The sequence below is a fragment of the Vallitalea longa genome, assembly GCF_027923465.1.
Classification (GTDB): domain Bacteria; phylum Bacillota; class Clostridia; order Lachnospirales; family Vallitaleaceae; genus Vallitalea; species Vallitalea longa.
The window spans coordinates 1066409-1088410 of sequence record NZ_BRLB01000001.1 but is presented as its reverse complement, the minus strand read 5'-3'; the positions used below and the strand labels follow the sequence as shown (position 1 = coordinate 1088410).

Sequence of the window (22002 nt, the reverse complement as noted above, 5' to 3'; positions counted from 1 at the left end):
GGAGAATTTATAAAAGCAGTGCCTATGGGTACTGTTTTTTGGTTAAAATTATAATATATACCAAATAAAATAGTTGAATTTTACATTACTTATTTGAGATTTTTTAAAACATGAAAAAACTATAAAAAAATCTCGAAAAACCCTTGCATTATAGACATTCTTAGTGTATACTATTAAATGCTGTGACAAAGATAGCGTTGAAATGTGAGGTTGCCGCAAAAGCGGGTAATTCACATGGAGCGAATGTCATGTTCAAGAAACTGGCGGCAAGGTCACTGTACAATATAAAGTCAAAGCGATGTAGGCTTGATTTGAGTGTGTTGAGTATATGATACACACGGAGCGATGTACAGTCACCACTTGTCGTACTAGAGTACGAAAAGGAGGCGACTTTTTTTATGGCAAGTCAAAAAATGAGAATTAGCTTAAAAGCATACGATCATCAATTAATCGATCAATCTTCAAAGAAAATTATTGAAACAGCTAAGAAAACTGGTGCTAAGGTGAGTGGACCAATTCCATTACCTACTAAGAAAGAGGTTGTAACTATTCTTAGAGCTGTGCACAAGTACAAAGATTCCAGAGAACAATTCGAACAAAGAACTCATAAAAGATTAATTGACATACTTATGCCAACAGCTAAGACAGTAGATGCTTTAATGAGACTTGAACTACCTGCAGGGGTAGATATCAAAGTAGATGTTAAATAATTATACGAAATAGTATAATATCCCTTAGAGGTTTATATAAAGACTATAAGCCATCTAGGATGATTACACATAAGTGTAATCCGCTGTAGATTATTAGGAGGTGCAAAGGAAATGAAAAAAGCTATATTAGCTAAAAAAATCGGTATGACTCAAATATTTGAAGAAAGTGGAGAGTTAGTACCTGTAACAGTACTAGAAGCAGGACCATGTACAGTTATTCAAGTGAAAACTGTAGAAAATGATGGATACAAAGCTGTACAAGTTGGATTTGGTGATAAGAAAGAAAAACTTACTAATAAGCCAATGAAAGGTCATTTTGACAAAGCAGGTGTTAGCTTTAAGAAGCATATAAAAGAGTTTAGACTTGATAATGCTGATGAATTTGAAGTAGGAAATGAAATCAAGGCTGATGCATTTGAAATTGGCGACAAAGTAGATGTTTCTGGTGTATCAAAAGGTAAAGGATTCCAAGGATCAATTAAGAGACATAACCAATCAAGAGGACCAATGGGTCATGGTTCTAAGTCACATAGAGTATCCGGATCTATGGGTGGAGCTTCTTCACCATCAAAAGTATTCAAGGGTAAAAAATTACCAGGTCATATGGGTAGTGAAAATGTAACAGTTCAAAACTTAGAAGTAGTAAAAGTTGATGTAGAAAATAACTTGCTTCTAATTAAAGGTGCTGTACCAGGACCTAAAAAATCAATAGTAACAATAGTAAATAGCGTAAAAGCTTAGTTAATACGTAGGAAGGAGGAACGAACATGGCTAAAGTTTCTGTTTACAACATGGAAGGTAAACAAGTTGGAGATATAGAACTTAATGACAATATATTTGGTGTAGAAATAAATGAACACTTAATGCATATGTCAGTTGTAGGACAGCTTGCAAATAAACGCCAAGGCACACAAAGTGCTAAAACTCGTTCAGAAGTAAGAGGTGGCGGTGCTAAGCCTTGGAGACAAAAAGGAACAGGTAGAGCGAGACAAGGATCAATTCGTGCACCACAATGGACAGGTGGTGGAGTTGTATTTGCTCCAAAGCCAAGAGATTATTCAATTAAATTAAACAAAAAAGAAAAAAGAGCGGCATTAAAATCAGCATTAACTTCAAGAGTAAATGACAATAAAATAATTGTTGTTGATGAATTGAAATTTGATGAAATTAAAACTAAAAAAATGAGTACAGTTTTAGATAATCTAAATGTACAAAAAGCTTTAATAGTTTTAAATGATAATGACAAAAATGTTATATTATCAACTCGTAATATTAGAGGTGTAAAAACAGCATTAACTAATACAATTAATGTATACGACATTCTTAAATATGATACTTTTGTGGTAACTAAAGATGCTGTTGCTACAATTCAGGAGGTGTATGCATAATGGCTGAGTTAAGATATTATGATGTAATATTAAAACCTGTTGTTACTGAGAAAAGTATGGAAGTTATGGCTGAGAAAAAATACACTTTCTTAGTTAATCCAGAAGCAACGAAAACTCAAATAAAAGAAGCAGTCGAAAAAATGTTCGAAGGAACAAAAGTCGAAAGAGTCAATACTATGAACAACATCGGTAAAGTAAAAAGAAGAGGTATGACTTTTGGAAAAACTGCTAAAACAAAGAAAGCTATTGTTAAATTAACAGAAAGTAGTAAAGAAATAGATTTCTTTGAAGGAATGTAATAAATAATAGCAAATAAAGTATAAATATCTAGTTCATAGATAGTTAAAAGATACACACGGTAGCGTGTGTGAATATACTTTTGAAAGGAGTGCAATTCATGGGTATCAAAAAATATAACCCTTATACACCTTCCAGAAGACATATGACAGGTTCTACTTTTGAGGAGATCACTAAAAAAACTCCAGAAAAATCATTGGTAGTAAGTCTTAAAAAGCATTCTGGACGTAATAATCAAGGTAAGATTACAGTAAGACACCGTGGTGGCGGGTCTAAGATTAAATATAGAATGATAGATTTCAAAAGAAACAAAGATGGTATTCAAGGTAAAGTAATAGCTATTGAATATGATCCAAACCGTTCAGCTAATATTGCTTTAATCCAATATGCAGATGGTGAAAAACGTTACATCCTATCACCAAACGGATTAAAAGTTGGTCATAAAGTAATGAGTGGTTCAGAAGCTGAGATTAGAATCGGTAATGCATTACAATTAAAAGACATTCCAGTTGGTTCTAGTATTCATAACATTGAAATGAAACCAGGTAAAGGTGGACAATTAGTTCGTTCTGCTGGTAATGTTGCTCAACTTATGGCAAAAGAAGGAAAATATGCTACACTTAGATTGCCATCAGGAGAAATGAGAGTAGTTCCTATACTTTGTAAAGCTACAATAGGTCAAGTTGGAAATATTGATCATGAACTTATAACAGTTGGTAAAGCTGGACGTAAACGTCATATGGGTATTCGTCCTACAGTTCGTGGTTCTGTTATGAACCCTAATGACCATCCACATGGTGGTGGAGAAGGTAGAGCTCCTATCGGTCGTCCAAGTCCAATGACACCTTGGGGTAAACCAACAATTGGTTATAAAACTAGAAAGAAAAATAAGCATTCTAATAAATATATTATAAGAAGACGTGGAAGTAATAAATAATAACCACTAAAAGGAGGTTTGAGTTAATGGCTCGTTCACTTAAAAAGGGACCTTTCGCAGATGCACACTTATTAAATAAAGTAAGAGCATTAAATGAAAAAGGCGATAAACAAGTAATTAAAACATGGTCAAGACGTTCCACTATTTTCCCTGAAATGCTAGGTCATACTATTGCAGTTCATGATGGAAGAAGACATGTGCCTGTTTATATAAGCGAAGATATGATAGGACATAAATTAGGAGAATTCGTGCTAACAAGAACTTATAGAGGTCACGGAAGAGAAGAAAAGAAATCAAAAGTACGTTAATGCAGTATGGAAGGAGGCTAATTTATAATGGCTAAAGGGCATAGAAGTCAGATAAAAAGAGAAAGAAATGCTAACAAAGATACTAGACCTAAAGCAAAAGTATCTTATGCTAGAGTATCACCAACAAAAGCTAAAATTGTTCTTGATACAATCAAAGGAAAAGATGTAGGATCAGCCGTAGGTATTTTAAATTATACACCTAGAAATGGTGCTAGAATTATAGAGAAATTATTGAAATCAGCTATAGCTAATGCGGAAAACAACAGTGGATTAGATCCAGCTAAATTATACGTTGAAGAAGCTTTTGCTAACAAGGGACCTACAATGAAGAGAATCAGACCAAGAGCACAAGGTAGAGCGTATAGAATAGAGAAGAAATCTAGTCACATCACAATCATTCTTAACGAAAGATAGATAAGGAGGGAAAGAATGGGACAAAAAGTTAACCCACATGGATTAAGAGTCGGAATTATTAAAGACTGGGATGCAAAGTGGTACGCAGAAAAAGATTTTGCAGACCTTTTAATAGAAGACAATAAATTAAGAACATATATCAAGAAGAAATTATATTCAGCTGGTGTATCTAGAATCGAAATCGAGAGAGCATCAGAAAGAGTAAAAATCAACATTCATACAGCTAAACCTGGTATCGTTATTGGTAAAGGCGGTTCATCAATTGAAAAATTAAGAACTGAATTACAAAAAATGACAGCCAGCAAAGTAATTGTTAATATAGTAGAAGTAAAAAGACCAGAAAAAGACGCTCAATTAGTAGCTGAAAACATTGCTCTTCAACTTGAAAATCGTGTTTCTTTCCGTAGAGCTATGAAACAATCAATGGGTAGAACAATGAAAGCAGGAGCAAAAGGTATCAAAGCTATCTGTTCAGGACGTTTAGGTGGAGCAGAAATGGCTCGTACAGAATCTTATAATGAGGGAACAATTCCTCTACAAACACTTCGTGCAGATATCGATTATGGATTTGCTGAAGCAAATACAGTATATGGAAAAATCGGTGTAAAGATATATATCTATAATGGCGAAGTTCTTCCTGGTCAAGTTACTAAGAAAGAAGGGAGAGGGAAGTAATGTTAATTCCAAAGAGAGTTAAACGCCGTAAACAATTTCGTGGTAACATGAAAGGTAAAGCGTTAAGAGGAAATAAAATTAACTACGGTGAATATGGTATTGTTGCATTAGAGCCTTGTTGGATAAAATCTAATCAAATAGAAGCTGCCCGTGTTGCTATGACTCGTTATATCAAACGTGGTGGTAAAGTATGGATTAAAATTTTCCCTGATAAACCAGTTACAGCAAAACCTGCTGAAACAAGAATGGGTAAAGGAAAAGGATCACCTGAATATTGGGTGGCAGTAGTAAAACCAGGCCGTGTAATGTTCGAAATTGCTGGAGTTGAAGATGAATTGGCTAAAGAAGCATTAAGACTTGCTATGCACAAGTTACCATGTAAATGTAAAATTTATTCTCGTGCAGAGCTAGAAGGCGGTGATAATTGTGAAGTCAACTAAATATATTGAAGAATTAAGAAATAAATCTGCAGCAGAACTTAATGAAGATTTAGTTACTGCAAAAAAAGAATTATTTAACCTAAGATTTCAAAATGCGACTAACCAATTAGATAATACAGGTAGAATAAAAGAGGTTAGAAGAAATATAGCTAGAATTCAAACAATTATAACTGAGCAATTAAAGGTTGCTAGATAACCTTGAAAGGAGGAGTTCAATTGGCTGAAGAAAGGAATCTACGAAAAGTTCGTGTTGGTAGAGTAGTTAGTGATAAAATGGATAAAACAGTAGTTGTAGCTGTTGAGAATAATGTAAAACATCCATTATATGGTAAAGTTGTAAAAAGAACTTACAAATTAAAAGCCCATGATGAAAAAAATGAATGCGGCATTGGCGATAGAGTACGTGTTATGGAAACAAGACCATTATCAAAAGATAAAAGATGGAGATTAATAGAAATATTAGAAAAAGCAAAATAAGTTTTGTATTTGCTGAAAGGAGGTTCATCTAATGATCCAACAAGAATCTAGACTTAAGGTTGCGGATAATACAGGTGCAAAAGAGATACTTTGCATAAGAGTATTAGGCGGATCAACTAGAAGATATGCTAACATTGGAGATGTAATAGTTGCTACTGTTAAAGATGCAACACCAGGTGGCGTTGTTAAAAAAGGTGAAGTAGTAAGAGCTGTAGTAGTTAGAACTAAAAAAGGTGCACGTCGTAAAGATGGTTCATATATCAAATTTGATCAAAATGCAGCAGTTATAATCAAAGATGATAAAACACCAAAAGGAACTCGTATTTTTGGACCTGTTGCTAGAGAGTTAAGAGAGAAAAAATACATGAAAATCCTATCATTAGCACCAGAAGTACTATAGGGAGGTGTAGTAATTGTATAAGACTAAACTTAAATCAGGTGATACTGTTAAAGTTATTTCCGGAAAAGACAAAGGAAAAGAAGGAAAGATTTTAACTGTAGATAGAAAAAATGGTAAAGTAATTGTTGAAGGCGTTAACATGGTTACAAAACATACAAAACCAAGTGCTGCTAATCAACAAGGTGGTATCATTCACCAAGAATCTGCATTAAATGCTTCAAAAGTAATGTATGTTCATAAAGGAAAACCTACAAGATTAGGTACTAAAATCGTTAAAGAAGATAGAGATGGACGTACTAAAAATGTTAGATATAGAGTAGCTAAATCAACAGGTGAAGTTATAGATTAATAGTAGAGAGGAGGCTAACTAGCGTGAGTAGAATAAAAGAAATTTACAATAATGAAATTGTAGATGCTATGATGAAAAAATTTAACTATAAAAATAAAATGGCTGTACCTAAGATAGAAAAAATAGTTATAAACATGGGCGTTGGAGAAGCTAAAGAGAATCGTAAGATCCTTGATTCTGCTGTTAGTGATTTAACAATAATTGCTGGTCAAAAGCCTGTGATTACAAAAGCTAAAAAATCTGTTGCAGCTTTCAAAGTAAGAGAAGGTATGCCAATCGGATGTAAAGTTACACTTAGAGGAAGCAGAATGTATGATTTTGCTGATCGTCTAATTAACTTAGCTCTACCAAGAGTTAGAGACTTCAGAGGTGTTAACCCTAACGCGTTTGATGGTAGAGGTAACTATGCTTTAGGTATAAAAGAGCAATTAATCTTTCCTGAGATCGAATATGATAAAGTTGATAAAGTTAGAGGTATGGATATTATCTTCGTTACTACAGCTAAGACTGATGAAGAAGCTCGTGAATTATTAACATTATTCGGAATGCCTTTTAAAAAATAATAAGGAGGGAATCGATTAAATGGCAAAAACATCAATGAAAATTAAACAACAAAGTAAGCCAAAATTTTCATCAAGAGCTTATAATCGTTGTAGAATATGTGGAAGACCTCACGGATATTTAAGAAAATATGGAATATGTAGAATCTGTTTCCGTGAATTAGCGTACAAAGGACAAATCCCAGGTGTTAAAAAAGCTAGTTGGTAAGATTTAGTAATAGGAAGGAGGCCACAAATTATGACAATGAGTGATCCAATCGCAGATATGTTAACAAGAATCCGTAATGGAAATACTGCTAAACATGATTTTGTAGATGTACCTGCTTCAAAAATGAAGCAAGCAGTTGCTGATATTTTAGTAAATGAAGGGTACGTTAAAGGATATAAATTAATAGAAGACGGTTTAATTAAAACAATCCGTGTTGAAATGAAATATGGTAGAGATAAAAATGAAAAAGTAATCGCAGGAATTAAGAAAATTTCTAAACCTGGACTTAGAGTATATGCAGGCAAAGATGAGTTACCAAAAGTTTTAGGTGGACTTGGAACTGCTATCATCTCAACTAATAAAGGAATCATTACTGATAAAGAAGCTAGAAAACAAAATGTAGGTGGAGAAGTAATTGCTTTTATTTGGTAATTATTAATCTGGAAAAATAGACTTATAAAATATAATAAAATGGATGAAGCTTTGCTTATAATAATAAGCAAAGGTATTTAATCCGAGGAGGTGCAAGCATGTCACGTATTGGTAAATTACCTGTAGAGATCCCAGCAGGAGTGGAAGTAAGTGTTACAGAGAGCAACTATGTCACTGTTAAAGGGGCAAAAGGTACTTTAGAACAACAATTACCAAAAGAAATGTTAATTTCTAAAGAAGAAAACCAAGTAGTTGTAAATAGACCAAATGATTTAAAGAAAATGAAATCATTACATGGTTTAACTAGAACTCTAGTTGCAAACATGATTGAAGGAGTAACTAAAGGTTACGAAAAGAAATTAGAGATCAATGGTGTTGGTTATAGAGCACAGAAAAAAGGAAAGAAATTAGTATTATCTTTAGGATATTCACATCCAGTTGAAATGGAAGATCCAGAAGGTCTTGAAGCAGTTGTAGAAGGACAAAATGTTATTATCGTAAAAGGAATTGACAAAGCAAGAGTAGGTCAATACGCAGCGGAAATAAGATTTAAGAGACCACCTGAGCCATACAAAGGCAAAGGAATCAAATACGCTAATGAAGTTATTAGACGTAAAGAAACTGGTAAATAGTAAAATAGTAAAGGGGTGAAATCCATGATAAAGAAAACATCACGAACTAAAGTCCGTGTTAAGAAGCATAGAAGATTACGTAATAATATTACTGGTACTTCAGAAAGACCTCGTTTAGTGGTTTTTAGAAGTGACAAACATATGTATGCGCAAGTTATTGATGACTTAACAGGTCATACTTTAGCAGCTGCTTCTACAGTAGAAAAAGACATTAAAAGTAATTTAGAAAAAACTAATAATGTAGCTGCAGCAACTCTTGTTGGAGAAACTGTTGCTAAAAGAGCTGTAGAAAAAGGTGTCAAAGAAGTAATTTTTGATAGAGGCGGATACATTTATCAAGGTAAAGTAAAAGCATTAGCAGATTCAGCAAGAGAAGCTGGATTAAAATTCTAAGTAAGGAGGTAAAAGCATGAAGCGTACAATGATTGATGCTAGTAAGCTAGATCTAAGAGAAAAAGTAGTATCAATAAGACGTGTTACTAAGGTAGTAAAGGGAGGTCGTAACTTCCGTTTTGCAGCTTTAGTAGTGGTCGGAGATGAGAATGGGCATGTAGGCGCAGGTGTAGGAAAAGCTACAGAAATTCCTGATGCTATTCGTAAAGGTATCGACGACGCTAAGAAAAGACTTATTGAAGTTCCTATAGATGAAAATGGTAGTATTCCTCACGATTTTATCGGTAAATTCGGAAGTGCTTCCGTCTTAATGAAAAGAGCACCAGAAGGAACAGGTGTTATAGCTGGTGGACCTGCTCGTGCCGTACTTGAACTTGCAGGAATTAAGAATATCAGAACAAAATCATTAGGATCAAATAATAAAAATAATGTAGTAACAGCTACTGTTGCAGGACTTGACGGACTTAAAACTCCTGAAGAAGTAGCAAAACTTCGTGGAAAATCAATTGAAGAGCTTTTAGGATAGGAGGGAACCAAGATGGCAAATAAATTAAGAATTACTTTAGTTAAATCCACAATTGGAGCCATTCCTAAACATAGAAAAACAGCAGAAGCTTTAGGCTTAACTAAACTTCATAAAACTGTTGAACAAAAAGATAATGAAGCAATTAGAGGTATGGTCAATGCTATACAACATTTAGTAAAAGTAGAAGAAGTTTAATCGGGTTAAAATAAGCAAGGAGGTGTAACAGCATGAATTTGACAGAATTAAAACCAGCAAAAGGTTCAAAGAGAGCAAGTTTCAGAAAAGGAAGAGGTCATGCTTCTGGAAACGGTAAGACTGCAGGAAGAGGACAAAATGGACAAAAATCTCGTTCAGGTGGTGGCGTAAGACTTGGATTTGAAGGGGGTCAAATGCCATTATATAGAAGACTTCCAAAAAGAGGTTTTACTTGTAGAAACTCAAAAGAAATCGTTGGAATTAATGTTGATGTCTTGAATAGATTCGAAGCAGATGCAACAGTATCTGTTGAAACTTTAATTGAACAAGGCGTTGTTAAAAATCCTAGAGACGGTGTTAAAATATTAGGCAATGGCGATTTAACTAAGAAACTTACTGTAAAAGCTAATGCATTTAGCAAAACAGCAATTGAAAAAATCGAAGCCGCTGGCGGGAAAGCAGAGGTGGTTTAGATGTTTAAAACACTTCGTGATGCATTTAAAGTACCTGATTTAAGAAAAAAGATAATATACACTATGTTAATGTTTTTTGCTATCCGTATAGGAGCACATATTAGGATACCATTAATTAATCCTGAAGTTGTTCAACAAATGTTTAATCAAGCAGATGATAGTGGCCTATTCCAAATGTTTAATGCATTTTCCGGTGGTGCGTTCAAAGATATGACATTGTTTGCTATGGGTATTACTCCATACATTACATCATCAATCATCATGAACCTTCTTACTATTGCAGTTCCAAAACTTGAAGAAATGCAAAAAGAAGGAGAAGAAGGACGTAAGAAAATTGCAAAACTTACAAGATACGGTACTATTATATTAGCTTTATTACAATCAATTGCTATTTCAATTGGACTTGGAAGAACATTATTCTACGATTATAATATAATATCAGTCATTATAGCTGTTACTGCAATGACTGCTGGTACTGCCTTCTTAATGTGGGTTGGAGAACAAATAACAGTAAAAGGTGTAGGAAATGGTATTTCATTAATTATCTTTATTAATATAATATCAAGATTACCATATGGAACTCAATCATTATATGAATATGCTACAGATGCTAACAAATTAATTCCTGTAATTATATTATTAATCATATATGTACTAATGGTTGCGTTTGTTGTATTAATACAACTTGGTGAAAGAAGAATTCCGGTTCAATATGCTAAGAGAATGCAAGGAAGAAAAGTATATGGTGGACAATCTACACATATACCATTAAAAGTAAATATGGCAGGAGTTATTCCAGTTATCTTTGCTTCATCTTTATTACAGTTTCCTGGAACAATAACAAGATTCTTTGGAGAACCTGAAGGATTTTGGGCTTCTGTAATTAATTTCCTCAATATCACTAATTGGTCCGGAGCTATTTTATATTTTGTATTGATACTATTCTTTGCTTATTTTTATACTTCAATTATATTTAATCCAATTGAAGTTGCTAATAACATGAAAAAGAATGGTGGCTTTGTTCCAGGTATCAGACCAGGAAAGCCAACTATTGATTATATGACAAATGTACTTAATAAAATAGTATTGATTGGAGCTTTAGCTTTAGCACTTATAGCTTTACTTCCAGTAATATTATCAAAAGCATTCGCTATGAATGTTACATTTGGTGGTACATCACTTATTATCGTTGTAGGTGTTGCACTTGAGACAATTAAACAAATTGAATCCCAAATGGTTATGAGACATTATAAAGGTTTTTTAAATGCATAGATGAATAGATTAAGAATGAAGTAAGAAAATAATATTCTATCTTCATTCTAAATCTAAACAACTATAATCTATGACTTGCATAAACTTTGGAGGTTATAAAATGAGATTAATTATGTTAGGTGCTCCTGGTGCTGGAAAAGGAACACAAGCAAAAAGGGTAGCAGCGAAATATAATATTCCGCACATTTCAACAGGTGATATCTTTAGAGATAATATAAAAAACAAAACTGATCTTGGAATAAAAGCTAAAGGATATATAGACAAAGGCTTATTGGTTCCAGATGAGTTGGTTGTAGATATAGTTGCTGATAGACTTTTACAAGAAGATTGTAAAGAAGGTTTCATATTAGATGGCTTTCCAAGAACAATTCCTCAAGCTGAAAGTTTAGATGAAGCACTAAAATCTATGAAGACTAAAATTAATTATGCAATCAATATTGATGTGCCTGATGAAAATATAGTAAGAAGAATGTCTGGTAGAAGGGCATGTCTAAATTGCGGTGCAACTTATCATATAAAGTATAATCCACCAAAAAAGGAAAATATTTGTGATAACTGTACGAGAGAACTGATACTTAGAGATGATGATAAAGAAGAGACAGTACTCAAAAGACTAGATGTTTATCACAAACAAACTAGTCCATTAATAGACTATTATGAAGCAAAAAATATCTTAATAACTGTTGATGGAACAGTTGACATTGATGATGTTACTAAGAGTATTGTAGAAATTTTAGGAGCGTAAGTATATGTCAATAACAATTAAAACCGACGAAGAAATAGCAATCATGAGAAAAGCAGGTAAAATAGTAGCTGAAACTCATGAATTACTAGAATCAATGATAAAACCAGGAATATCTACACTTGACCTGGATAGGGCTGCTGAAAAGTATATTCTAAGCAAAAATGCCATTCCGTCTTTTAAAAATTATAACGGTTATCCAGCTAGCATTTGTGCCTCTATTAATGAAGAGGTTGTGCATGGTATTCCATGTAAGAAAAGAATTTTAAAAGAAGGCGATATAATAAGTTTGGATATTGGAGCTTATTATAATGGGTATCACGGCGATGCTGCTAGAACACATGGTGTTGGTGAAATAAGCGAAGAAGCTAGAAACCTTATTGATGTAACTAAACAAAGCTTTTTTGAAGGTTTGAAAGTTATAAAAGAAGGTAATCATTTACATCAGATTTCATCAGCTATTCAAAACTATGTTGAAGAAAGAGGCTATTCTGTTGTTAGAGACTTAGTTGGACATGGTGTTGGACGTAAACTACACGAAGAACCTCAAGTTCCAAATTATAAAATAATTGGAAGAGGTCCTAAACTTCTAAAAGGAATGGTAATTGCAGTAGAACCAATGATTAATATTGGAAGGTATGAAGTTAGATGGTTAGATGATGATTGGACTGTAGTAACTATGGATGGTTCTCTATCAGCTCACTATGAAAATACTATCTATATAACTAAAGATGGTTATGAACTTCTTACCATATAAGGCTGAGGTGTTATACTATGAACGAATTACAATATGGTCAAGTAGTAAAATCGAAGGCCGGAAGAGATAAAGACAAAATATTTGTCATAATAAATATACAAGGCGAATATGCTTATTTAGCGGATGGTAATTTAAGACGTATTGAAAAACCTAAGCAAAAGAAAGTAAAGCATATACAACCTACTAATCATGTGATACATGAGATCAAAGATAAATTGATAAGAGATAAAAAAGTTACAAATGTTGAGATAAGAAGAAATTTAGCTGTTTACAAAGTTAACGACCAAAGTTAATGGTGGAGGAGGTTGATAAAATGTCAAAAAAAGATGTAATAGAAGTAGAAGGAACTGTATTAGAGAAGTTACCTAATGCAATGTTTCAAGTTGAGCTTGAGAATGGACATAAAATCTTAGCTCACATAAGCGGTAAGTTAAGAATGAATTATATAAGGATTTTACCTGGTGACAAAGTAACAGTTGAACTTTCTCCATATGATTTAACTAAGGGAAGAATTATTTGGAGAGACAAATAATGAGGTAACTTTAGTAATTAGCAAAATAACGATTGATATTGTTTGATACAAGTTGAATGAATGGCCTTAATAAGGTCAACAATTTAACAGAGTGTTTAATTATAATGATACAATATTGAACACAAAAATCTTAAGCATTGATAGACACAAACAAAACTCAATTGTTTAGGAAGGAGCAAAATCAGATGAAAGTAAGAGCATCCGTAAAACCTATGTGTGAAAAATGTAAGGTAATTAAAAGAAAAGGTAGAGTTCGTGTTATCTGTGAAAACCCAAAACATAAGCAAAAACAAGGTTGAGCAGTATATTAACATGTTCTAGATTCCCTTACTGAGATTCTATAAACGGTGATACGTATATAGAATAAAATAGAATTATAGATGAAGAAGAAAACCAAAGATTAACAGTACTGTATAAAATATATAAGTTTTGTTAAAAATCTAAAAAAGTATTGCATATAGCCATAAGATAGTATATAATTACTAATTGTGATATTATGCAAAAATCTAGAAAAATTTATTCATATTTTTCTAGAGATCAATTATGAATTACATTTTCAAGGCTAATAATTATAGGTAATTATGAATCTTGGGAAGTAAGATATAAGCGGCTGAGTAATGACTCACCAGGATGTGTTGTTCTAGAGTTGTTACGGAAAATTTAAAAATACTAATTAAATGATTCTCACTAAATCATTTGATATTGCGAAACAAATATGTTGGAATAATATTTATCTAATATCTCACCGCATTAGATTATTATTCATTCCTTATCTTAAAAAACGGAGGTGTGAAATACACATGGCTCGTATTGCTGGTGTTGATTTACCAAGAGAAAAACGTGTAGAAATTGGTCTAACATATATTTATGGTATTGGTAGAGCAAGCTCTAATCGTATATTAAAAGAAGCAGGAATTAATCCGGATACAAGAGTAAGAGATTTAACTGACGACGAAGCAGCAAAGATTCGTGAAGTCATCGACAACAATACTCAATTAGTTGAAGGAGATCTTAGAAGAGAAAGAGCATTAAACATCAAACGTTTAATGGAAATAGGATGTTATCGTGGTATTCGTCATAGAAGAGGTCTTCCTGTTAGAGGACAAAAGACTAAAACGAATGCAAGAACAAGAAAAGGACCAAAAAGAACAGTAGCTAATAAGAAAAAATAACCCATAAGGGAGGTTTGATTAATGGCAAAGAAAGTGTCCAAAAGAGGGACCAAAAAGCGTGTGAAGAAGCATATTGAACGTGGACAAGCGCATATCAAATCAACATTTAATAATACAATTGTTACGTTGACAGATTCTCAAGGAAATGCAATTTCATGGGCAAGCGCTGGAGGACTTGGATTTAGAGGTTCAAGAAAATCTACACCATATGCTGCTCAAATGGCAGCTGACACTGCTGCAAAAGCAGCAATGATACATGGTTTAAAAATAGTTGAAGTAATGGTTAAAGGACCAGGTTCAGGAAGAGAAGCTGCTATCAGAGCACTTCAAGCTGCTGGACTAGAAGTTACAAGTATAAAAGACGTGACACCAGTACCACATAATGGTTGTCGTCCACCAAAACGTAGAAGAGTATAATCGAATCGGCTAGGAGGTGTAATATAAAATGGCAAGATATAGAGGTGCAGTATGCAGACTTTGCCGTAGAGAAGGTGAAAAACTTTTCTTAAAGGGTGAAAGATGTTATACAGGAAAATGTGCTATGGATCGTAGACCTTATGCTCCAGGAGAAAATGGAAAGAGACGTACTAAAGTTTCTGAGTATGGTTTACAATTAAGACAAAAGCAAAAAGCAAAAAGAATCTATGGTGTTTTAGAAACACAATTTAGAAACTATTTTGCAGCAGCTGATAAAAGAAAAGGTATTACAGGTGAGAACTTACTTATAATCCTTGAAACTAGATTAGATAATGTTGTATATAGAGCTGGTCTTGGTCGTTCTAGAACAGAAGCAAGACAAGTGGTTAGACATAATCATATTACAGTAAATGGTAAAAAAGTTAACATTCCTTCATATCAAGTAAAAGTTGGAGATGTTATTGAAGTTAAAGAAAAATCATTAAGCATCCAAAGATTTAAGGATATTGTAGAAACTACAAGTTCAAGAATTGTCCCAGAATGGATAGATGCTGATATAGAAAATAAGACAATTAAGATTGTATCTGTTCCAACTAGAGAACAAATCGATACTCATGTTGAAGAAACACTAATTGTCGAGTTATATTCAAAATAATAATATATAGGCATATAGAATCTATATTAGTAATTTATTTAATTTATAAGTCAAGTAAAATGTGTGCACAAAAATTGACTTGATGTTACTACCCTCAGAGCATGGACACAGCGCTAACTAGCGCTTCAAGTCTACATAGGAAAAAGGTATTTATATAATATATAAATTCCTATGGTCAAATAAAGAATAAAGGAGGGTCATTATATGTTTGATTTTGAAAAACCAAAAATAGATATCGTTGAAATAACTGAGGATAACAGATATGGACGTTTTGTTATAGAACCTCTTGAAAGAGGATTCGGAACTACTCTAGGTAATTCATTACGTAGAATTATGTTATCATCGTTACCTGGTGCTTCTATAAGTAGCGTTAAGATTGAAGGGGTATTGCATGAATTTTCCTCAATACCAGGTGTTAAAGAAGATGTTACTGAAGTTATTATGAATCTTAAGCACTTAGCTATCAAAAATAATAGTGATAGTCCAGAGCCAAAAGTGGCTTATATTGAATTCGAAGGTGAAGGTGTCGTAACTGCGGCAGATATTCAAGCTGATCCTGATATCGAAATCGTTAATCCTGATTTACCTATTGCTACACTTAGTGGTGGAGCTGATAGTAAATTGTTCATGGAACTTACTATAACAAAAGGTAGAGGCTATATTAGTGCTGATAAAAATAAATCAGAAGAACAACCAATAGGAGTTATTCCAGTTGATTCTATCTACACACCAGTAGAAAGGGTTAACCTTGTAGTTGAGAATACTCGTGTAGGTCAAATAACTGATTATGATAAATTAACTTTAGAAGTTTGGACAAATGGAACATTATCTCCTGATGAATCAGTTAGTTTAGCAGCAAAAGTACTTAGCGAACATCTTAATCTATTTATAGATCTATCAGAAAACGCTAAAAATGCTGAAGTAATGGTTGAAAAGGAAGATGATGAAAAAGAAAAAGTTCTAGAGATGAGTATTGATGAATTAGAACTATCTGTTCGTTCATACAACTGCTTGAAGAGAGCAGGTATCAATACTGTTGAAGAACTTACCAATAGAACATCTGAAGATATGATGAAAGTACGTAATCTTGGTCGTAAGTCTTTAGAGGAAGTATTGGCGAAATTAAAAGAATTAGGATTATCTCTAAAACCCAGTGATGAGTAATACTAATTAAGTCTTTATATATTATAACATCTGGAAAAAAGGAGGTTAAGCAGAAATGGCAGGATATAGAAAGCTTGGAAGAACTTCTTCCCAAAGAAAAGCATTACTAAGAAATCAAGTGACTAATCTAATTTACCACGGACAAATTAGAACTACAGTTAGTAAAGCAAAAGAAGTTCGCAAACTTACTGAAAAATTAATCGCATTATCCGTAAAGGAAAAAGATAATTATGAAACAGTAACTGTAACTCAAAAAGTTCCTAAGAAAACTGCTGATGGAAAAAGAGTTAAAAATGAAGTAGATGGTAAAAAAGTTACTGAATTTGATAAAATTGAAAAAACTATTAAAAAGGATAACGCTTCTAGATTACATGCACGTAGACAAATGCTTAAGGTTTTATACCCAGTAAAAGAAGTGCCTGTAAAGAATGCTGGTAAAAAAGCAAATACTAAACAAGTTAACTTAGTTGATAAGTTATTTGATGAGATTGCTCCAAAGTATTCAGATAGAAATGGCGGATATACAAGAATTATTAAAATAGGACCTCGTAGAGGTGACGGTGCAGAAGAAGTAATCATAGAATTAGTGTAATTTTGCATGAGTAAAGAATTATAGGGATTAAGGCACATGTGCACTTAATCCCTTCTTTTATCTTATAGGAAAGTCCTATTTTTAAGCATATGAAATAGGAGCGTTTTCATATGAGCTAAGGAAACTTTCCTAACGACTAATCCGCTTTGCGGAACGAGGATAGCCTCTTTTGTTGTTAGAAAAAAATATTTAATATATAAAAAAATATTGTTTTTTAGAGTTTGATAATATATACTATTATAAGTATTTCGTTTTAGTAAATAGTTATATAGTACTTATAATAGTATATATTACTTGACTTAAATCATTACTATCAGGTGGTGTAATATATGGAAATGATAAAATCTAGAGGTCTAGTATATGAATATCATACCCATAATGATATGGGGGAAATTGAAGAACTGAATAGAGCAATTGACCATGTGGATATAGATATTGATAGAGGAGAATTCATAGCTATACTTGGACATAATGGCTCAGGAAAATCTACTATGGCAAAGCATTTGAATGCCCTTTTAACCCCATCAGAAGGTACTCTATGGGTAAAAGGTATGGATACAAAAGAAGAAGATAATATATGGGATATAAGACAGACAGCTGGAATGGTATTTCAGAATCCAGATAATCAAATAATAGCTACAGTAGTAGAAGAAGATGTAGCTTTTGGTCCTGAGAATTTAGGAATAGAAGCAAATGAAATAAGAAAAAGAGTAGATAAGGCTCTTGATACTGTGGGAATGAATGCTTATAGTACTCACTCTCCTAATAAATTATCAGGAGGACAGAAGCAAAGAATAGCTATTGCAGGTGTACTTGCAATGAAACCAGAGTGTATTATTTTGGATGAGCCAACGGCAATGCTTGACCCTTCAGGTAGAAGAGAAGTAATAAATACAGTAAGAGAATTGAATAAAAATGATAATATAACAATTATATTAATCACACATTATATGGAAGAAGCAATAGAAGCTGATAAGGTTTTTGTGATGGATGAAGGTAAGATATCCTTACACGGTACACCCAATGAAGTATTTACACAAGTTGAACAGATGAAGGAATTAGGACTTGATGTTCCTCAAGTAACAGAACTAGCGTATAAGCTTAGAAAAAATAACATTAATATACCTGCTAATATACTTAATGTAAAGGAAATGGTTGATGCCTTATGTCAATTAAAATAGATAATTTAACATACATTTATAGTGCGAATACACCTTTTGAGAAAAAGGCTCTAGATGATGTGACTTTGGAAATAAATGATGGAGAATTTGTAGGACTTATAGGACATACTGGTTCTGGAAAGTCTACATTAATTCAGCAATTCAATGGATTATTGAAGCCTACAAGTGGAGATGTATATGTTAATGACATAAATATACATAATAAACAAAAGCCTTTAAAAGAAATTAGACAAAAAGTAGGTCTTGTTTTTCAATATCCGGAACATCAACTATTTGAAATGACTGTTTATAAAGATGTAGCCTATGGACCAACCAACATGGGATTAGATGCTAAAGAAATTGATAAAAGAGTAAAAGACGCAATAAGTACTGTTGGATTAAATGAAGAAATATATGAAAAATCACCTTTTGAATTATCAGGAGGGCAAAAAAGAAGAGTAGCTATTGCTGGAGTTTTAGCTATGGAACCTGATGTTCTTATTTTGGACGAGCCTACAGCTGGACTTGATCCAAGGGGTAGAGATGAAATACTAGATGAGTTAGTGAAACTTCATCAAGAGTTAGGTATAACGGTTATATTAGTTTCTCATAGTATGGAAGATGTAGGTAAATATGTTGAACGTATAATAGTTATGGACAAAGGCAAAGTAAAATATGATGATACTCCTAAAAAAGTATTCAATCACATAAAAGAATTAGAGTCTATGGGACTTGGTGTTCCACAGGTGACATATTTAATGCATGAATTAAAAGATAAAGGATTTATGGTATCTAATGAAGTTACTACAATACAAGAAGCATATGATGAAATATTGAATATCGTTAGTAAGGATGTGAGATTATGATAAGAGATATAACAATCGGTCAATACTATCCTGCTAATTCTTATATACACAAATTAGATCCAAGAATGAAATTATTAGGGACACTATTATTTATTATCTCTCTATTTATTGCCAATAATATATGGGGATATGCTGTAGCATTAGTATACTTAAGTTCAATAATAATTATATCAAAAGTTCCACTTAGATTCATGTTAAAAGGGTTGAAAGCAATATTTATCATAATTATTTTAACTGTTGTATTGAATCTATTTTTTACGAAGGGCGAAAATCTGTTATATAAATTAGGAAGTATAGAGATATATGAGGAAGGTTTATATTTCGCTACAATGATGGCAATAAGACTGATATTCCTTATCATTGGTTCATCGATACTTACTTTGACTACATCTCCCATACAGTTAACTGATGGGATAGAATATTCATTGAATCCATTAAAAAGAATAAAAGTACCAGCTCATGAAATAGCTATGATGATGACTATAGCTCTTAGATTCATACCAATATTATTAGAAGAAACCGATAAAATAATGAAAGCTCAGATGGCAAGAGGAGCTGATTTTGAGTCTGGTGGAATAGTAAAAAGAGCAAAAAGTCTTATACCTCTTCTTGTACCTTTATTTATATCCGCATTTAGAAGAGCAGATGATCTAGCATTAGCAATGGAAGCTAGATGTTATAGAGGTGGAGAAGGAAGAACAAGAATGAAACAGCTTAGATATTCTAAATATGATTTAATTGCAATAATTGTACTAGTGGTATACATTACTATACTTATTATTCTTTAGACTGTAGATAGATTTATAATAATGAATGGTAGAAAATATGAAGGTGAAATTATGTGTAATATTATGCTGGTAGTAGCTTACGATGGTACAGAATATTGTGGATGGCAAATACAAAAGAATGCGACGACCATAGAACAAAAAATAATTGAAGCATGTCAAAAATTGTTTTCCCGGGAAATAAAATTAGTCGGTGCCAGTAGAACTGATACAGGTGTACATGCATTAGGTCAAATTGTGTTGTTAAAAGTAGATACAACAATACCTATACACAAAATACCATACGCAATAAATGCTTATTTGCCTGATGATATAGTTGTTAGAGATGCAAAAATAGTTACTAACAATTTTCATCCCAGATATAATGCTAAAAACAAAACATATGAATACAAAATTTATAATTGTAACTTTCCACTACCTCAATATAATAGATATGCATATTTTTATCATAAAACTCTAGATGTTGATAAAATGAATGAGGCAGCAAAAGGGTTTATTGGTAAACATGATTTTAAAGCATTTTGTTCAACAGGAAGTAGTGCAAAAACAACTATAAGAGAAATTTACAGTTGTGATGTTGATATAGAAGATGAGATGATTACTATCGCTATTAACGGAAACGGATTTTTATATAATATGGTCAGAATAATTGTTGGAACATTAATTGAAGTAGGAAGAGGTAAAATGCAACCAGAAGATATCTCAGATATTATTGAATCATTAGACAGAAAAAGAGCAGGGGTTACTGCTCCGGCAAAGGGTTTGACTTTGGTTAAGATTAATTATAATTAAAATTTTTATGAAGGAGGTTGCAATTTGAAACAGAAAATATTATTATTTTTGGCAGTCATATTATGTTTTGGAGTATTTGTGGGTGGTGTTCAAGCTTCTGGGGATACAACAGATCAAATAAATGAAGAAGATTATAGTGAAGAAATTATTCCTGGTAAAGTTATTGCCATAATTAAAGATGATTATGAAACTCTCGAAACGTCGGGAGGAGATTATGTACAAAAAATTCAAGTGTTAAAAGTAAAACTTACCAAAGGTGAGGAAAAAGGAAAGCTAATAGAAGTATATAATACTGTAGATGGTATTATGGCCAATAGTTTTGATGCAAAAGTCGGAGACGAATTATACTGTGGTATCGAACGAGATGATCAAGGAAATATCGTACAAGGATATATAAGTGAAGTCAAAAGAGATAGATATTTAATATATTTAGTTATAGCATTTGTGCTATTAACAGTTATTGTAGGAGGAATTAAAGGAATTAAGACTTTATTTACTCTAGGAATAACAATCGTCGGAGTATATTTTATGTTGAAAGGAATTATTAGTGGACAGAATCCAGTTGTAATATCCATAATAGTTTCTTTTGTAGTAACTATTATAACTATGTTTGTTATTGGAGGTTTCAACAAAAAGGCAATAGCTGCAATTGCAGGAACTTTATCAGGCGTAATCATTGCTGGAACAATATCTCTAATAATTGGCTATTATGCGAATTTATCAGGTTTGGAGACGTCAGAATCTCAGATGTTACTGTATACTACAGGTACAGTAAAACTTGATTTCAAAGGAATATTATTTGCTAGTATTTTGCTAGGTACTCTAGGTGCTGTTATGGATGTTTGTATGTCTATTTCTTCATCTATTAAAGAATTAAAAGATAATAATCCCATAATGACAGTTGGCCAATTATTTAAATCAGGTATGAATATCGGTAAAGATGTAATGGGTACCATGTCAAATACTTTAATATTAGCTTATGCAGGTACTTCAATGTGTTTAATGTTACTATTTATGGTTAATAAAATGACATTGGTAGATATAGTCAATATGGAATTGATATCTACAGAGATAGTAAGAGCATTAGCTGGTACTATTGGCCTTATTGTATCAATCCCTATAACAGCAATAGTTGCATCGTTGTTAGCCAAAGGAGATTATAGTAAAGTATAGAAAAAATATAATGTTATTCACAATTAAATTGAGTTATAAATAAATTATGTGGATAAAATAAAAAAATCCAATAAAAATGTGGATAATTAGTACAAACCACTTGACACAC

Annotated in this window: 37 protein-coding genes; all 37 read left to right on the top strand. The window is 32.6% G+C overall.

Going from position 1 to position 22002, the window contains the following annotated elements; all coding sequences use genetic code 11:
* Positions 1 to 398 precede the first annotated feature (398 nt).
* The 37 genes from rpsJ to QMG30_RS04565 all read left to right on the top strand — a co-directional run bounded on the left by rpsJ (position 399) and on the right by QMG30_RS04565 (position 21893).
* Complete coding sequence (rpsJ, locus tag QMG30_RS04745; RefSeq protein WP_113672540.1) at positions 399 to 710, top strand: 30S ribosomal protein S10; 312 nt, start codon at positions 399 to 401, stop codon at positions 708 to 710.
* Positions 711 to 821: 111 nt separating this feature from the next.
* Positions 822 to 1451: a 50S ribosomal protein L3 gene (rplC, locus tag QMG30_RS04740; protein ID WP_281812734.1), complete on the top strand. Its 630-nt coding sequence runs from the start codon at positions 822 to 824 to the stop codon at positions 1449 to 1451.
* A gap of 26 nt (positions 1452 to 1477) precedes the next feature.
* On the top strand, positions 1478 to 2098 hold the full coding sequence (rplD, locus tag QMG30_RS04735; protein ID WP_281812732.1) for a 50S ribosomal protein L4: 621 nt from the start codon (positions 1478 to 1480) through the stop codon (positions 2096 to 2098).
* Complete coding sequence (gene rplW / locus QMG30_RS04730) at positions 2098 to 2397, top strand: 50S ribosomal protein L23 (protein WP_281812730.1); 300 nt, start codon at positions 2098 to 2100, stop codon at positions 2395 to 2397. Before rplD ends, rplW begins: the two co-directional genes overlap by 1 nt.
* Positions 2398 to 2495: 98 nt before the next feature.
* Positions 2496 to 3332, top strand: coding sequence for a 50S ribosomal protein L2 (gene rplB / locus QMG30_RS04725; protein WP_281812728.1), 837 nt, complete (start codon positions 2496 to 2498; stop codon positions 3330 to 3332).
* 26 nt (positions 3333 to 3358) lie between these two features.
* Positions 3359 to 3640 (top strand): 30S ribosomal protein S19, encoded by a 282-nt coding sequence (gene rpsS, locus QMG30_RS04720; protein ID WP_281812726.1) that lies wholly within the window; start codon positions 3359 to 3361, stop codon positions 3638 to 3640.
* 27 nt (positions 3641 to 3667) lie between these two features.
* On the top strand, positions 3668 to 4054 hold the full coding sequence (rplV, locus tag QMG30_RS04715) for a 50S ribosomal protein L22 (RefSeq protein WP_281812724.1): 387 nt from the start codon (positions 3668 to 3670) through the stop codon (positions 4052 to 4054).
* A gap of 15 nt (positions 4055 to 4069) precedes the next feature.
* On the top strand, positions 4070 to 4729 hold the full coding sequence (gene rpsC / locus QMG30_RS04710; protein ID WP_281812722.1) for a 30S ribosomal protein S3: 660 nt from the start codon (positions 4070 to 4072) through the stop codon (positions 4727 to 4729).
* The gene (rplP, locus tag QMG30_RS04705) at positions 4729 to 5169 is read left to right on the top strand and encodes a 50S ribosomal protein L16 (RefSeq protein WP_281812720.1); all 441 of its coding nucleotides are present in this window, start codon (positions 4729 to 4731) and stop codon (positions 5167 to 5169) included. The genes rpsC and rplP overlap by 1 nt, the downstream gene beginning before the upstream one ends.
* Positions 5156 to 5365: a 50S ribosomal protein L29 gene (gene rpmC / locus QMG30_RS04700; RefSeq protein WP_281812718.1), complete on the top strand. Its 210-nt coding sequence runs from the start codon at positions 5156 to 5158 to the stop codon at positions 5363 to 5365. The genes rplP and rpmC overlap by 14 nt, the downstream gene beginning before the upstream one ends.
* Before the next feature lie 20 nt (positions 5366 to 5385).
* Positions 5386 to 5646: a 30S ribosomal protein S17 gene (gene rpsQ, locus QMG30_RS04695; protein ID WP_330680653.1), complete on the top strand. Its 261-nt coding sequence runs from the start codon at positions 5386 to 5388 to the stop codon at positions 5644 to 5646.
* Between the two features lie 31 nt (positions 5647 to 5677).
* The gene (gene rplN, locus QMG30_RS04690; protein WP_281812714.1) at positions 5678 to 6046 is read left to right on the top strand and encodes a 50S ribosomal protein L14; all 369 of its coding nucleotides are present in this window, start codon (positions 5678 to 5680) and stop codon (positions 6044 to 6046) included.
* Positions 6047 to 6059: 13 nt separating this feature from the next.
* Positions 6060 to 6395: a 50S ribosomal protein L24 gene (gene rplX / locus QMG30_RS04685; RefSeq protein ID WP_281812712.1), complete on the top strand. Its 336-nt coding sequence runs from the start codon at positions 6060 to 6062 to the stop codon at positions 6393 to 6395.
* A 23-nt stretch (positions 6396 to 6418) separates the two neighbouring features.
* On the top strand, positions 6419 to 6958 hold the full coding sequence (rplE, locus tag QMG30_RS04680) for a 50S ribosomal protein L5 (protein WP_281812710.1): 540 nt from the start codon (positions 6419 to 6421) through the stop codon (positions 6956 to 6958).
* Positions 6959 to 6977: 19 nt separating this feature from the next.
* Positions 6978 to 7163 carry a type Z 30S ribosomal protein S14 gene (locus QMG30_RS04675; RefSeq protein ID WP_281812708.1) on the top strand — a complete coding sequence of 62 codons (186 nt, stop codon included), beginning with the start codon at positions 6978 to 6980 and terminating at the stop codon, positions 7161 to 7163.
* A 30-nt stretch (positions 7164 to 7193) separates the two neighbouring features.
* Positions 7194 to 7595 carry a 30S ribosomal protein S8 gene (gene rpsH / locus QMG30_RS04670; protein ID WP_281812706.1) on the top strand — a complete coding sequence of 134 codons (402 nt, stop codon included), beginning with the start codon at positions 7194 to 7196 and terminating at the stop codon, positions 7593 to 7595.
* A 98-nt stretch (positions 7596 to 7693) separates the two neighbouring features.
* A complete protein-coding gene (gene rplF / locus QMG30_RS04665) occupies positions 7694 to 8227 on the top strand; it encodes a 50S ribosomal protein L6 (RefSeq protein ID WP_281812704.1) in 534 nt (177 codons plus the stop codon).
* 24 nt (positions 8228 to 8251) lie between these two features.
* Positions 8252 to 8620, top strand: a complete 369-nt coding sequence (rplR, locus tag QMG30_RS04660; RefSeq protein WP_281812702.1) for a 50S ribosomal protein L18 — start codon at positions 8252 to 8254, stop codon at positions 8618 to 8620.
* A 16-nt stretch (positions 8621 to 8636) separates the two neighbouring features.
* Entirely contained in the window at positions 8637 to 9146 is a 510-nt protein-coding gene (rpsE, locus tag QMG30_RS04655; protein WP_281812700.1) for a 30S ribosomal protein S5, read from the top strand.
* 12 nt (positions 9147 to 9158) lie between these two features.
* On the top strand, positions 9159 to 9341 hold the full coding sequence (gene rpmD / locus QMG30_RS04650) for a 50S ribosomal protein L30 (protein ID WP_281812698.1): 183 nt from the start codon (positions 9159 to 9161) through the stop codon (positions 9339 to 9341).
* A 32-nt stretch (positions 9342 to 9373) separates the two neighbouring features.
* Positions 9374 to 9814 (top strand): 50S ribosomal protein L15, encoded by a 441-nt coding sequence (gene rplO, locus QMG30_RS04645; RefSeq protein WP_281812696.1) that lies wholly within the window; start codon positions 9374 to 9376, stop codon positions 9812 to 9814.
* A complete protein-coding gene (gene secY, locus QMG30_RS04640; protein ID WP_281812694.1) occupies positions 9815 to 11086 on the top strand; it encodes a preprotein translocase subunit SecY in 1272 nt (423 codons plus the stop codon).
* Between the two features lie 100 nt (positions 11087 to 11186).
* Positions 11187 to 11831: an adenylate kinase gene (locus tag QMG30_RS04635; protein WP_281812692.1), complete on the top strand. Its 645-nt coding sequence runs from the start codon at positions 11187 to 11189 to the stop codon at positions 11829 to 11831.
* Positions 11832 to 11835: 4 nt separating this feature from the next.
* Positions 11836 to 12585, top strand: coding sequence for a type I methionyl aminopeptidase (gene map, locus QMG30_RS04630; protein ID WP_281812690.1), 750 nt, complete (start codon positions 11836 to 11838; stop codon positions 12583 to 12585).
* 17 nt (positions 12586 to 12602) lie between these two features.
* The gene (locus QMG30_RS04625; protein WP_281812688.1) at positions 12603 to 12878 is read left to right on the top strand and encodes a KOW domain-containing RNA-binding protein; all 276 of its coding nucleotides are present in this window, start codon (positions 12603 to 12605) and stop codon (positions 12876 to 12878) included.
* Positions 12879 to 12898: 20 nt separating this feature from the next.
* On the top strand, positions 12899 to 13117 hold the full coding sequence (gene infA, locus QMG30_RS04620) for a translation initiation factor IF-1 (protein ID WP_113672515.1): 219 nt from the start codon (positions 12899 to 12901) through the stop codon (positions 13115 to 13117).
* A 185-nt stretch (positions 13118 to 13302) separates the two neighbouring features.
* A complete protein-coding gene (gene rpmJ / locus QMG30_RS04615) occupies positions 13303 to 13416 on the top strand; it encodes a 50S ribosomal protein L36 (protein WP_281812685.1) in 114 nt (37 codons plus the stop codon).
* 501 nt (positions 13417 to 13917) lie between these two features.
* Entirely contained in the window at positions 13918 to 14289 is a 372-nt protein-coding gene (gene rpsM / locus QMG30_RS04610) for a 30S ribosomal protein S13 (protein ID WP_281812683.1), read from the top strand.
* A gap of 21 nt (positions 14290 to 14310) precedes the next feature.
* Positions 14311 to 14706: a 30S ribosomal protein S11 gene (gene rpsK / locus QMG30_RS04605; RefSeq protein WP_281812681.1), complete on the top strand. Its 396-nt coding sequence runs from the start codon at positions 14311 to 14313 to the stop codon at positions 14704 to 14706.
* Positions 14707 to 14734: 28 nt separating this feature from the next.
* Positions 14735 to 15361, top strand: a complete 627-nt coding sequence (rpsD, locus tag QMG30_RS04600) for a 30S ribosomal protein S4 (RefSeq protein WP_281812679.1) — start codon at positions 14735 to 14737, stop codon at positions 15359 to 15361.
* A 204-nt stretch (positions 15362 to 15565) separates the two neighbouring features.
* Positions 15566 to 16525 (top strand): DNA-directed RNA polymerase subunit alpha, encoded by a 960-nt coding sequence (locus QMG30_RS04595; protein WP_281812676.1) that lies wholly within the window; start codon positions 15566 to 15568, stop codon positions 16523 to 16525.
* A gap of 55 nt (positions 16526 to 16580) precedes the next feature.
* On the top strand, positions 16581 to 17117 hold the full coding sequence (locus QMG30_RS04590) for a bL17 family ribosomal protein (protein WP_281812674.1): 537 nt from the start codon (positions 16581 to 16583) through the stop codon (positions 17115 to 17117).
* A gap of 329 nt (positions 17118 to 17446) precedes the next feature.
* Complete coding sequence (locus QMG30_RS04585; RefSeq protein WP_281812672.1) at positions 17447 to 18298, top strand: energy-coupling factor transporter ATPase; 852 nt, start codon at positions 17447 to 17449, stop codon at positions 18296 to 18298.
* Positions 18283 to 19143, top strand: coding sequence for an energy-coupling factor transporter ATPase (locus QMG30_RS04580; RefSeq protein ID WP_281812670.1), 861 nt, complete (start codon positions 18283 to 18285; stop codon positions 19141 to 19143). Before QMG30_RS04585 ends, QMG30_RS04580 begins: the two co-directional genes overlap by 16 nt.
* Positions 19140 to 19931 (top strand): energy-coupling factor transporter transmembrane component T family protein, encoded by a 792-nt coding sequence (locus QMG30_RS04575; protein ID WP_281812668.1) that lies wholly within the window; start codon positions 19140 to 19142, stop codon positions 19929 to 19931. The genes QMG30_RS04580 and QMG30_RS04575 overlap by 4 nt, the downstream gene beginning before the upstream one ends.
* 51 nt (positions 19932 to 19982) lie before the next feature.
* Positions 19983 to 20720, top strand: a complete 738-nt coding sequence (gene truA, locus QMG30_RS04570) for a tRNA pseudouridine(38-40) synthase TruA (protein WP_281812666.1) — start codon at positions 19983 to 19985, stop codon at positions 20718 to 20720.
* 24 nt (positions 20721 to 20744) lie between these two features.
* The gene (locus tag QMG30_RS04565) at positions 20745 to 21893 is read left to right on the top strand and encodes a YibE/F family protein (RefSeq protein WP_281812664.1); all 1149 of its coding nucleotides are present in this window, start codon (positions 20745 to 20747) and stop codon (positions 21891 to 21893) included.
* The last annotated feature ends 109 nt before the right edge of the window (positions 21894 to 22002 follow it).

What these genes read in the sequence shown, in the direction of transcription:
- rpsJ (WP_113672540.1), top strand. Translation starts at nt 399, where the DNA reads ATGGCAAGTCAAAAAATGAGAATTAGCTTAAAAGCATACGATCATCAA.
- rplC (WP_281812734.1), top strand. Translation starts at nt 822, where the DNA reads ATGAAAAAAGCTATATTAGCTAAAAAAATCGGTATGACTCAAATATTT.
- rplD (WP_281812732.1), top strand. Translation starts at nt 1,478, where the DNA reads ATGGCTAAAGTTTCTGTTTACAACATGGAAGGTAAACAAGTTGGAGAT.
- rplW (WP_281812730.1), top strand. Translation starts at nt 2,098, where the DNA reads ATGGCTGAGTTAAGATATTATGATGTAATATTAAAACCTGTTGTTACT.
- rplB (WP_281812728.1), top strand. Translation starts at nt 2,496, where the DNA reads ATGGGTATCAAAAAATATAACCCTTATACACCTTCCAGAAGACATATG.
- rpsS (WP_281812726.1), top strand. Translation starts at nt 3,359, where the DNA reads ATGGCTCGTTCACTTAAAAAGGGACCTTTCGCAGATGCACACTTATTA.
- rplV (WP_281812724.1), top strand. Translation starts at nt 3,668, where the DNA reads ATGGCTAAAGGGCATAGAAGTCAGATAAAAAGAGAAAGAAATGCTAAC.
- rpsC (WP_281812722.1), top strand. Translation starts at nt 4,070, where the DNA reads ATGGGACAAAAAGTTAACCCACATGGATTAAGAGTCGGAATTATTAAA.
- rplP (WP_281812720.1), top strand. Translation starts at nt 4,729, where the DNA reads ATGTTAATTCCAAAGAGAGTTAAACGCCGTAAACAATTTCGTGGTAAC.
- rplN (WP_281812714.1), top strand. Translation starts at nt 5,678, where the DNA reads ATGATCCAACAAGAATCTAGACTTAAGGTTGCGGATAATACAGGTGCA.
- QMG30_RS04675 (WP_281812708.1), top strand. Translation starts at nt 6,978, where the DNA reads ATGGCAAAAACATCAATGAAAATTAAACAACAAAGTAAGCCAAAATTT.
- rpsH (WP_281812706.1), top strand. Translation starts at nt 7,194, where the DNA reads ATGACAATGAGTGATCCAATCGCAGATATGTTAACAAGAATCCGTAAT.
- rplF (WP_281812704.1), top strand. Translation starts at nt 7,694, where the DNA reads ATGTCACGTATTGGTAAATTACCTGTAGAGATCCCAGCAGGAGTGGAA.
- rplR (WP_281812702.1), top strand. Translation starts at nt 8,252, where the DNA reads ATGATAAAGAAAACATCACGAACTAAAGTCCGTGTTAAGAAGCATAGA.
- rpsE (WP_281812700.1), top strand. Translation starts at nt 8,637, where the DNA reads ATGAAGCGTACAATGATTGATGCTAGTAAGCTAGATCTAAGAGAAAAA.
- rpmD (WP_281812698.1), top strand. Translation starts at nt 9,159, where the DNA reads ATGGCAAATAAATTAAGAATTACTTTAGTTAAATCCACAATTGGAGCC.
- rplO (WP_281812696.1), top strand. Translation starts at nt 9,374, where the DNA reads ATGAATTTGACAGAATTAAAACCAGCAAAAGGTTCAAAGAGAGCAAGT.
- secY (WP_281812694.1), top strand. Translation starts at nt 9,815, where the DNA reads ATGTTTAAAACACTTCGTGATGCATTTAAAGTACCTGATTTAAGAAAA.
- QMG30_RS04635 (WP_281812692.1), top strand. Translation starts at nt 11,187, where the DNA reads ATGAGATTAATTATGTTAGGTGCTCCTGGTGCTGGAAAAGGAACACAA.
- map (WP_281812690.1), top strand. Translation starts at nt 11,836, where the DNA reads ATGTCAATAACAATTAAAACCGACGAAGAAATAGCAATCATGAGAAAA.
- QMG30_RS04625 (WP_281812688.1), top strand. Translation starts at nt 12,603, where the DNA reads ATGAACGAATTACAATATGGTCAAGTAGTAAAATCGAAGGCCGGAAGA.
- infA (WP_113672515.1), top strand. Translation starts at nt 12,899, where the DNA reads ATGTCAAAAAAAGATGTAATAGAAGTAGAAGGAACTGTATTAGAGAAG.
- rpmJ (WP_281812685.1), top strand. Translation starts at nt 13,303, where the DNA reads ATGAAAGTAAGAGCATCCGTAAAACCTATGTGTGAAAAATGTAAGGTA.
- rpsM (WP_281812683.1), top strand. Translation starts at nt 13,918, where the DNA reads ATGGCTCGTATTGCTGGTGTTGATTTACCAAGAGAAAAACGTGTAGAA.
- rpsK (WP_281812681.1), top strand. Translation starts at nt 14,311, where the DNA reads ATGGCAAAGAAAGTGTCCAAAAGAGGGACCAAAAAGCGTGTGAAGAAG.
- rpsD (WP_281812679.1), top strand. Translation starts at nt 14,735, where the DNA reads ATGGCAAGATATAGAGGTGCAGTATGCAGACTTTGCCGTAGAGAAGGT.
- QMG30_RS04595 (WP_281812676.1), top strand. Translation starts at nt 15,566, where the DNA reads ATGTTTGATTTTGAAAAACCAAAAATAGATATCGTTGAAATAACTGAG.
- QMG30_RS04590 (WP_281812674.1), top strand. Translation starts at nt 16,581, where the DNA reads ATGGCAGGATATAGAAAGCTTGGAAGAACTTCTTCCCAAAGAAAAGCA.
- QMG30_RS04585 (WP_281812672.1), top strand. Translation starts at nt 17,447, where the DNA reads ATGGAAATGATAAAATCTAGAGGTCTAGTATATGAATATCATACCCAT.
- QMG30_RS04580 (WP_281812670.1), top strand. Translation starts at nt 18,283, where the DNA reads ATGTCAATTAAAATAGATAATTTAACATACATTTATAGTGCGAATACA.
- QMG30_RS04575 (WP_281812668.1), top strand. Translation starts at nt 19,140, where the DNA reads ATGATAAGAGATATAACAATCGGTCAATACTATCCTGCTAATTCTTAT.
- truA (WP_281812666.1), top strand. Translation starts at nt 19,983, where the DNA reads ATGTGTAATATTATGCTGGTAGTAGCTTACGATGGTACAGAATATTGT.